The sequence below is a fragment of the Methanosarcinales archaeon genome, from assembly GCA_014859725.1.
Taxonomy (GTDB): Archaea; Halobacteriota; Methanosarcinia; order Methanosarcinales; family Methanocomedenaceae; genus Kmv04.
Genome location: JACUTQ010000101.1, coordinates 1 through 8,351, shown reverse-complemented (window position 1 = coordinate 8,351; position 8,351 = coordinate 1). Strand labels below are relative to the sequence as shown.

Below are 8,351 nucleotides of genomic sequence, written 5' to 3'. Positions count from 1 at the left end.
CTGACGAGAAATTGTCAAAATATTATGTTCCATAATTAAATTGTCATGACACTAGGGACTCTGCCACTAGGGCTTTGAGGAATTGTTTCAGAATCGATTGGTCCATCGGGATGTTGTCCATTAACCACAAGTGGTTGATGTTGTCAAAACAACCTTTAATATCCTCTTCCAGTATCCACTGAGCAAAGTTTCTCCTGCTCAGGCAGTTGAAAACTTGCTCACATGCATCCTGTGCGCTTCGGGCTGTGGTTGCCGATACTAAGGAACTCCGCACAGCAACTCACGATGCCGCATTTCCCATTCTCTTCATCCGGGAGCAGACCCAGATGGGGGGATTTGAACCCGCAGTGGGACTTTTCATATCTCAAATGTCCTGTTTGTTTCATAATAATTATATAGAAGATATTGGACGTTCTCTGAGCCCGTTTGTGATGGATCTTCCAAGACTCCGAAAAGAATACCTTGAAATTAGAAGGGGGCCTGCTATACCAATTGCTGATATGAAACGAATAAGTGTTCTGGAAGATTTTATTGAAGTTTTGGAGTCGACTAAACCATCTGATGAATTGATTTCTACTCTTGGTAAATCCAAGCCATTCCTGACGCTATGATATTTACAACATGATCAGGTAATATAACACATAAATTGACATAAATATAAGAGCCATTAACAATGAATCTCCTACAGGATTTCGTTTTACAGGATTCTTTGGATATAATTTCTTTTCTTCTTCCCAATACCTAATAGAATCCATCTGGGTCCTGCTACCTATCCGTCCTAAAAAGTGCAGTGTTATACGATCTTTATACAACATAATCGCAAGTACAGGATTTTTCGCAAACCACTTCAAAAATGCAATAATTCGTAAGGAAACATCGACAGTCCACTGGGAACCCCTGGCAAGAGGTTCATTAATGAACCACATAAATAGCTTACTGCCCTTTCTATACGTCCAGTCCATATCAAGAGTAATGGTGGGTTCTACCTGTAATTTCTTAAGCAGCAAGAAGAAACCAAGAGCTGTAAACATTAAAAGCTGAAGTTCACCCACAACATGTGGAATTGTGAACGGCTGGAAATCCACTTCATACGGTAGCAGGTCATACAGCACTTTCGGATAAACACCTATCAGGATACACAGGAATGCTGCAATTCCCATACCTGCCAGCATATTAGCAGGTGGGTCCTTCGCTTCTATACCCCGGTCCTTTCCAAAGAATGCAAAATATGGGAGCTTTATACCTACTGAGAGGAAGGTACCGATTGATGCCAGTAACAACATGAGAAATATAATATATTGATGGGCATGTTCTGCCGATGCAATCACCATTGTCTTGCTGACGAACCCGCTGAATAGCGGCATACCTGATATTGCAAATCCGGCCACCATGTACATTACCAGTGTTATTGGCATTTTTTTATACAATCCACCCAGATCAGTGAGTTTTCGTAGACCTGTAGAATAGATTATTGCACCAGTGGACATGAACAGGAGACCTTTATAGAGTATGTGGGCAAAAGCATGTGCGGCTGAGCCGTTTATTGCCATATATGTCCCGATACCCACACCGCACACCATATAGCCCACCTGACTTATGATATGATAACCCAGTATCCTTCGAATATCGTTCTCCAGCACTGCATAACACACACCAAAAATCGCCATAATAGCACCCAGCCACATAAGGATCTCAGTTCCGGAATATGCCCTCAACAATACATATACTGCTGTTTTGGTGGTAAATGCAGATAAGAACACAGCACCAACAATGGTTGCTTCAGGATATGCATCTGCCAGCCATGCATGGAGGGGGGGGACTGCTGCATTCAAAATAAAACCTATAAGTATCAGATATGTATCCAGTCCGTCGAGCCCGATATGACCGAACTCAAGCGAGCCCGTTTCCATTACTCTCAGTACAATTCCTGCAAGCAGGGCTAAACCCCCGGCAGTATGGACCAGTATATATCTGAAACCTGCATCAATGGATGCTTTTTCCTTTTGGAACCAAATTAAAAATACAGACGAGAAGGCCATGATCTCCCAGAAAATGAACAACGAGAACAAATCCCCGGAAAACACAACACCCAGAGCACTTCCAAGATATAAGAATGCAGCAACAAAATGACCATGCTCTCTAACGTGCAGGGAATACAGTACACCGATAAAGGCCATAATGACAAATACATATCCAAAGACCATGCTTAATTTGTCTACCTGGCCAAATATAAGGTCATATTTCAGGTACCCTACTGTCCATTTGGTCCCTGATTCCATGACTAGCAGATTTGCTAATGCGATCACCGGTATGATAAGTACATACAACTGTCTGGCCTTGCCTTTGAAAAGCGGTATTAATAGTGCTCCAAGGATAAATATGGCAGCAGGTGGGACCCAGTCAATCATAATACTCCTCCTCCTTCATAAGCCATTCATGACCCAGGAACTTGACCACAAATACCATTATCACACACCCGACAAATCCATAGATTGCATGAAATGCAGGGAATTCCGCAATATGAGCTAATGATATGTGTGTTTCCCTTATCCCCATAAGAATAATCTCCAGCAGGATCAATACGATCAGGCTTGAATAGAACAATTTTTTAAGTAAACCCAGATTCTTTTTTTCATCCAGAAATCCCATATCAGATCACTCCTGCAGTTACATTTTGAACAGCAACATTGACGAGTTCCAAAAACAGATATGGTGCATCAGGCCAAATTCCTAAAATCAATGACCCAATTGCAGTTAGTGTTAGTGGAACCAGCATAAACGGATGTGCTTCTCCGAATGTCAGCTCTTTTTCAGGTTCTTTAAAAAAAGCTATATATATCACAGGGAAGAAATATGCTACGTTAAGCAAAGCACTTGCTAAGAGTACTATCAGAATAGGTAATTGGTGTAGTTCCAACGAGCCCAGGAGCAGGAACCATTTACTAACAAACCCGGCTACTGGCGGGGCTCCGGCCATACCCAATGCACCTACGGTAAAGGCCAGCATGGTTATCGGCATCTTCCTGCCAATTCCATTCATCTCACTGATATTCTCTATCTTTGTAGTAACGATGATAGCACCTGCACACATGAATAATGTGATCTTCATAAAAGCATGATAAGGTATATGGAGCATACCACCTGTGATACCGTCTGGTGTAAGCATGGAAACACCTAACAAGATGTAGGACAACTGGCTTACAGTTGAATAGGCTAGTCTTCTTTTTAAGTTATCATGTGTCAAGGCATAAAAGGAAGCTACAATAATGGTAAAGCATACGAAATACGCCATTATCAGTCCAAGTCCCAAATCTCCCATCAGGTCTACTCCAAACACATAGAGTATCACCCTTGTTGCTGTGAAAACGCCTGCTTTTACTACAGCCACTGCATGCAGTAGGGCAGATACGGGTGTGGGTGCTACCATTGCTGAAGGCAACCATGAATGGAGGGGCATAAATGCCGCTTTTGCCGAGCCGATCATAAACGTGACAAAGAGTATCTTCAGCATAATAACAGGTATTCCATGACCGTCTAAAAACCCGTTAAATTCGAAATCGGTAGTACCTGTATAGAAATAGACAGCAACAACAGAGAAGAACAGGAATATCCCAGCTGTCATTAGATATAACAGGTATTTTCTAGCTCCACTTCTGGCTTCAGCATTTTCGTTATGAGCCACGAGCGGATAAGTTGAAACTGTAAGTACTTCATAGAAGATGAACAGAGTGAACAGGTTTGCTGAGAATGCGATCCCTATGGCACCCAGAATAGCAATAGCAAAACAGAAGAAGTACCTGGTCTGTGCATGTTCTTTTAAACCACGCATATAGCCTATGGAATAAAAAGTGGTGAATATCCACAAGAATGATGATGTCAGGCCGAACAGTTCCCCAAATGCATCCACTTTGAACTTTATAGGCAGGTTGGGAAGCATTTCTATAACTGTGAATTGAATTACGCTACCTGCTAATATGTCGGGGAGCATGGAAAGAACAATCAGAAATAATATAGCTCCTGCACCAACGGACCATCCTTCCCTGATATTGGGACGTTTGGAAAAGATTATGATCAGGATCGCGCAAATAAATGGCACCAGGACCGCAATTAATGGTTTTATTGTAAGTATTGTCTCCATGTTTATGTCTCCTAGCCGGGTAATAATATCTGAACCATTGGTGCCATTATTTCATTAAGGGGATACAATGCCAGCAGCCCTAACAAGAACGTCAATGCCGCCAGTATCAATATGGGAAGAAGCATACTAAGTGGCACTTCATCCACCTTGCCCCCTTCTGCCCTATAGAAATACATATTCTCAAACACCCTCCAGAAATATACGATGTTCAACAAACTGCTCAACATAATTACACCAACGAAAATCCATTGATCTGCTATCATGGCACCCCATGCCAGGTACCATTTGCTTACAAATCCCACGGTGGGCGGGACGCCTATCATGGATAATGCCACCAGGGTAAATGCCGCAGATGTGTACGGCATGGTCTTGCCGAGACCTTTAAAATCATTGATATTACGAATGCCGGTCTTATAGATGATGGCACCTGCCACCATAAACAAAGCAGCCTTCATGATACCGTGGTTCATGATATGTATGATACCACCAGTCATTGCGACCTGGTTTACCAGGGCAATACCCAGGATGATGTATCCTATCTGGCTCACACTGGAATATGCCAGCATTCTTTTGAAATCGGTCTGGGCAATGGCCAGTACCGACCCTGCAATGATCGCAATGGCTGCAAGCCAGGCCAGGATTATATTTGCATTTACTGTTGAAATAATGAAATCCGGTTTGAAAATGGTGATCATAAAACGGATCATTACATATGCTGCTACTTTAGTAAAAGTGGAAGCTAAAAGTGCACTTACAGCCGAAGGCGCCTGGGAATAAGCATCAGGCATCCATGTGTGCAGGGGGAACAATCCCACCTTAATACTGAATCCAACCAGGAAAAACGCAAAAGCAGCCAATACAACTTTGGGTCTCTCATCAAAAGCTGCTGGCAGAATGTTTGCCATATCCGCCATATTCAGCGTCCCTGTAACCATGTAAAGATATCCTATTCCCAGTAAAATAAAGGAAGCAGACACGGTCCCTATTATCAGGTAATTCAGACTGGCCATGAGTGCATTCCTGTTAGATCCCACAGCTATGAGGGCATAGGCGGCCAGAGAAGATATTTCAAGAAATACATATACATTGAAAATATCACCTGTGACTATCAAACCTTCAAGCCCGGCGGTGAGCAATAAAAATATAATGAAGAATGGAACAGTCTTTCCAGGAAGTTCGTTTTCAATACTCTTTCTTGAATATATAGACACAATAAATATTATGAAAATTACCACTATACTGACGAAAGCATTCAGATAGTCGATTCTATATTCAATACCCCATGGCGGTTCCCACCCACCCATCGTGTAACTGATTGTACCTGAGGACATTACTGTTTGAAGGTTGAATATGGAAATTATAAAGGCAATAAATGTAGCAAGTGATACGAAATACGGAACTGTTTTCTTACTAAAGTATCCGATAATCGGAACAGTAAAAGCCGCAAACAGGGGAAGTATTACAATTAGAGCAGGAAAATCATCATAGATCATGACTGCATCTCCAGTATCTTTTCTTCTTCAATCGTCCCGAATTCCTTGTGTATCTTAATAATCAAAGCCAGGGCCACTGCTGTAACACTAACACTTACCACAATCCCTGTAAGTATCAGCACGTGGGGGATGGGATTAACATAAACAAGATTTTCCCCATGCATGTAAATGGGTTCAGTGACTATTTTACCTGGTATAGCTCTTATATCCCCTATCGAAATATAAAAAAGAAATATTGCAGTAGAAAAAATGTTTAGGCCAATTACTTTTTTTATAAGGTTCTTCTTTGCAATAACGGCATAGAATCCGATCATCATTAAAACTACATAGATCCAGTAATTGTACTTTACAAGTATCTCTTCAATCATCACTGGTACCTCCCGGATACAATTCAAAGAATATGGTCACCATTACCGCCATCACTGTTATTGCCACACCTACTTCCACCACACCGTCTATCATAAAAGCCCGGATATGGGCCGGATCGTGCAATGGCAGGGGTACAACACCATAATCAAGAAATTTGCCCCCGAATATCAAAGCCAGGACACCAGCTCCACCATATAAATAGAGACCGGTACTGCGCATGATCATATTTACTTTTTCAGATAACCTCTGTTTACCTGCTGTAATCCCAAAGGCCATCACATACAGGATAATGCTGGCAGCCATTATCACACCACCCTGGAAACCGCCTCCTGGACCTCCCCCTCCATGGAATATCACATATAAGCCGAATACCTGGATAAAGGGCACCATCAATCTGATCACTGTCCTGATAATTATATTTTCCTCCCTCAATCTTCCCGCCTCCTGAGAATGAGAATTACAGCTATACCTGCTGTAAAGATCACAGTGGTTTCTCCAAAGGTATCATAACCCCTGTAATCAGCAAGAATTGAGGTGACCATGTTCTCTACTGCAACATCATCTTCGCTGTGTTCGATATACCAATCTGCCACATGATGATGCGCCGGAGCATCCGGGTCGCCGAAATCAGGCATATCCTGACCGGCCCATATTAACAGGGACCCTGTAATGATCACGATAATTAACGGGAGCATCCTCAATCTTCAGACCTCCCTGTGGTCTTAACTAATGTAAAAATGAAAAACACTGTAGTAATACCCGCACCTACAGATGCTTCAGTAAATGCGACATCAACAGCACGGAGTTCTACCCATACAATAGCCATGATCAAACTGTACAGTGAAAGAATAATTACAGCACTTAAAAGATCCTTGACAGATATAGCGGCTATAGCACATACCACAAGGAAGAACAACATGACGATGTCAATGATCCAGATCATCTTATTCCCGCCTCCAAGGTCTCAGACCTACTTTATATGCTGCTCTTGCTATAGCATGAGTGGCAACTGGATTGGCTATAAAAATGAAAATAACAAGGAACAGTAGTTTGACACTTATAAAATTCAATCCATTATAGATGATAAGACCTATAATCATTAATCCTACTCCCAATGTATCACATTTACCAGTAGCATGCATTCTGGAATAAAAATCAGGAAATCTAATGAGCCCCACAGTCCCGGCAACTATGAAAAACAGGCCTATAAATATGAAAACCACGGAAATAATGTTTGATATAATTATTGTCATTTGATCTCACCTCAATACTTTGTTGCTGCTATAGTCATCATGAAATTCAGAAGTGCATACACCAGTGCCAGGTCCAGAAAATGCGGTCTGCCGTAGATAAATCCAATAAGGACCAATATCAGGATCGTCTTGGTACCGATAATATTTACAGCAATGATCCTGTTAAAAATTCCCGGGCCGTGTATGGCCCTGTATAATGAAACAAAACTGGTAATTATCAATAATAAACTGGCCATTATGAAAATGTTCTCCATTATTCATCCTCCTTGAATACATGAGCAACTTTTCTTTCCATAGTGCCTTCCAGCAGATCCTCACCTGCTTCCTTGGTGATAGCGTGGATTAAGAATTCATCACCATCAATATCTACTGTAACAGTTCCCGGAGTTAATGTAATTGAATTGGCTAATGTTGTTTTGGAAAGGTCGGTTTTCAGAAATGAATTAAATGTTATTAGACCGGGGTCTATTGGCATTCTTGGATCAAGAGCACGTTTTGCGACATCTATGTTTGCAATAATTATCTGGTATAATATCCAGGGGAGATAAATAAAAAATCTGAATATTTTTTCAATATTATCTTTTCCATTCTCATTTACAAATACCATATCATAAGTAAATAATGAAACCAACAATATACTGATCAAGCCAAATGATATGTGAAACCAGTACATAGATGTGGATAAAAGCAACCAAAATGAAAGTAATAAGATATACAGTGATATGAATCTCTCAAGTTTCACAATTTTCATCCCGCATTAATATTTAATTATTACTATGTCCTTTTTTCAGGTATTCAACCCGTAAGTATTATTAAAACATTTTGGTTTTAATTTGAAAAAAACCTTCAGTATGCATGGAATCAAAATTATTTAATTAACTCATTAAAAATAGAATAACAAATCGTCTAAAAAATCGGTAATATCCTAGTTTAAACCCACATTCTTGACCCTTTTGTTGTATCAATTAGTATTTTTACTGATAGTGATTTTAAAAATGCAATTTATTATATTTTTCTAAACTCCCAAATGGCTAATAGGTCACTACTTGGAAAGGCTCAACACATCGTGAACCATTTCATTTGACAAATGAAGGCTCA

At 40.7% G+C, this 8,351-nt stretch carries 12 protein-coding genes; 1 reads left to right on the top strand and 11 read right to left on the bottom strand.

Annotation, left to right across the window (positions count from 1 at the left end; translation table 11 throughout):
- Positions 1-206: 206 nt before the first annotated feature.
- Entirely contained in the window at positions 207-611 is a 405-nt protein-coding gene (locus tag IBX40_08810) for a hypothetical protein (GenBank protein MBE0524412.1), read from the top strand.
- 3 nt (positions 612-614) lie between these two features.
- Here IBX40_08810 and IBX40_08805 read toward each other — a convergent pair whose 3' ends face one another.
- From IBX40_08805 to IBX40_08755, 11 genes are read right to left on the bottom strand one after another with little or no spacing between them, the layout of a single operon-like run.
- Positions 615-2,408 (bottom strand): Na(+)/H(+) antiporter subunit D, encoded by a 1,794-nt coding sequence (locus IBX40_08805; GenBank protein MBE0524411.1) that lies wholly within the window; start codon positions 2,406-2,408, stop codon positions 615-617.
- Positions 2,401-2,649, bottom strand: a complete 249-nt coding sequence (locus IBX40_08800) for a hypothetical protein (protein MBE0524410.1) — start codon at positions 2,647-2,649, stop codon at positions 2,401-2,403. Before IBX40_08800 ends, IBX40_08805 begins: the two co-directional genes overlap by 8 nt.
- A gap of 1 nt (position 2,650) precedes the next feature.
- Positions 2,651-4,138, bottom strand: a complete 1,488-nt coding sequence (locus IBX40_08795; GenBank protein MBE0524409.1) for a monovalent cation/H+ antiporter subunit D family protein — start codon at positions 4,136-4,138, stop codon at positions 2,651-2,653.
- A gap of 11 nt (positions 4,139-4,149) precedes the next feature.
- A complete protein-coding gene (locus IBX40_08790; protein MBE0524408.1) occupies positions 4,150-5,631 on the bottom strand; it encodes a monovalent cation/H+ antiporter subunit D family protein in 1,482 nt (493 codons plus the stop codon).
- Positions 5,628-5,999, bottom strand: coding sequence for a cation:proton antiporter subunit C (locus IBX40_08785; protein ID MBE0524407.1), 372 nt, complete (start codon positions 5,997-5,999; stop codon positions 5,628-5,630). Before IBX40_08785 ends, IBX40_08790 begins: the two co-directional genes overlap by 4 nt.
- A complete protein-coding gene (locus IBX40_08780; GenBank protein MBE0524406.1) occupies positions 5,992-6,432 on the bottom strand; it encodes a Na(+)/H(+) antiporter subunit B in 441 nt (146 codons plus the stop codon). The genes IBX40_08785 and IBX40_08780 overlap by 8 nt, the downstream gene beginning before the upstream one ends.
- Positions 6,429-6,695: a hypothetical protein gene (locus IBX40_08775; GenBank protein MBE0524405.1), complete on the bottom strand. Its 267-nt coding sequence runs from the start codon at positions 6,693-6,695 to the stop codon at positions 6,429-6,431. The genes IBX40_08780 and IBX40_08775 overlap by 4 nt, the downstream gene beginning before the upstream one ends.
- Positions 6,696-6,697: 2 nt before the next feature.
- Positions 6,698-6,943: a DUF4040 domain-containing protein gene (locus tag IBX40_08770; GenBank protein ID MBE0524404.1), complete on the bottom strand. Its 246-nt coding sequence runs from the start codon at positions 6,941-6,943 to the stop codon at positions 6,698-6,700.
- 1 nt (position 6,944) lies between these two features.
- The gene (locus IBX40_08765; protein MBE0524403.1) at positions 6,945-7,253 is read right to left on the bottom strand and encodes a monovalent cation/H(+) antiporter subunit G; all 309 of its coding nucleotides are present in this window, start codon (positions 7,251-7,253) and stop codon (positions 6,945-6,947) included.
- Between the two features lie 11 nt (positions 7,254-7,264).
- Positions 7,265-7,507, bottom strand: a complete 243-nt coding sequence (locus IBX40_08760; protein ID MBE0524402.1) for a cation:proton antiporter — start codon at positions 7,505-7,507, stop codon at positions 7,265-7,267.
- The gene (locus IBX40_08755; protein MBE0524401.1) at positions 7,507-7,926 is read right to left on the bottom strand and encodes a Na+/H+ antiporter subunit E; all 420 of its coding nucleotides are present in this window, start codon (positions 7,924-7,926) and stop codon (positions 7,507-7,509) included. The genes IBX40_08760 and IBX40_08755 overlap by 1 nt, the downstream gene beginning before the upstream one ends.
- Positions 7,927-8,351: the final 425 nt, after the last annotated feature.

Excerpts from the sequence above, each read along its gene's own strand:
- IBX40_08805 (MBE0524411.1), bottom strand. The coding sequence starts at position 2,408 with ATGATTGACTGGGTCCCACCTGCTGCCATATTTATCCTTGGAGCACTA.
- IBX40_08800 (MBE0524410.1), bottom strand. The coding sequence starts at position 2,649 with ATGGGATTTCTGGATGAAAAAAAGAATCTGGGTTTACTTAAAAAATTG.
- IBX40_08795 (MBE0524409.1), bottom strand. The coding sequence starts at position 4,138 with ATGGAGACAATACTTACAATAAAACCATTAATTGCGGTCCTGGTGCCA.
- IBX40_08790 (MBE0524408.1), bottom strand. The coding sequence starts at position 5,631 with ATGATCTATGATGATTTTCCTGCTCTAATTGTAATACTTCCCCTGTTT.
- IBX40_08785 (MBE0524407.1), bottom strand. The coding sequence starts at position 5,999 with ATGATTGAAGAGATACTTGTAAAGTACAATTACTGGATCTATGTAGTT.
- IBX40_08775 (MBE0524405.1), bottom strand. The coding sequence starts at position 6,695 with ATGCTCCCGTTAATTATCGTGATCATTACAGGGTCCCTGTTAATATGG.
- IBX40_08770 (MBE0524404.1), bottom strand. The coding sequence starts at position 6,943 with ATGATCTGGATCATTGACATCGTCATGTTGTTCTTCCTTGTGGTATGT.
- IBX40_08765 (MBE0524403.1), bottom strand. The coding sequence starts at position 7,253 with ATGACAATAATTATATCAAACATTATTTCCGTGGTTTTCATATTTATA.
- IBX40_08760 (MBE0524402.1), bottom strand. The coding sequence starts at position 7,507 with ATGGAGAACATTTTCATAATGGCCAGTTTATTATTGATAATTACCAGT.
- IBX40_08755 (MBE0524401.1), bottom strand. The coding sequence starts at position 7,926 with ATGTACTGGTTTCACATATCATTTGGCTTGATCAGTATATTGTTGGTT.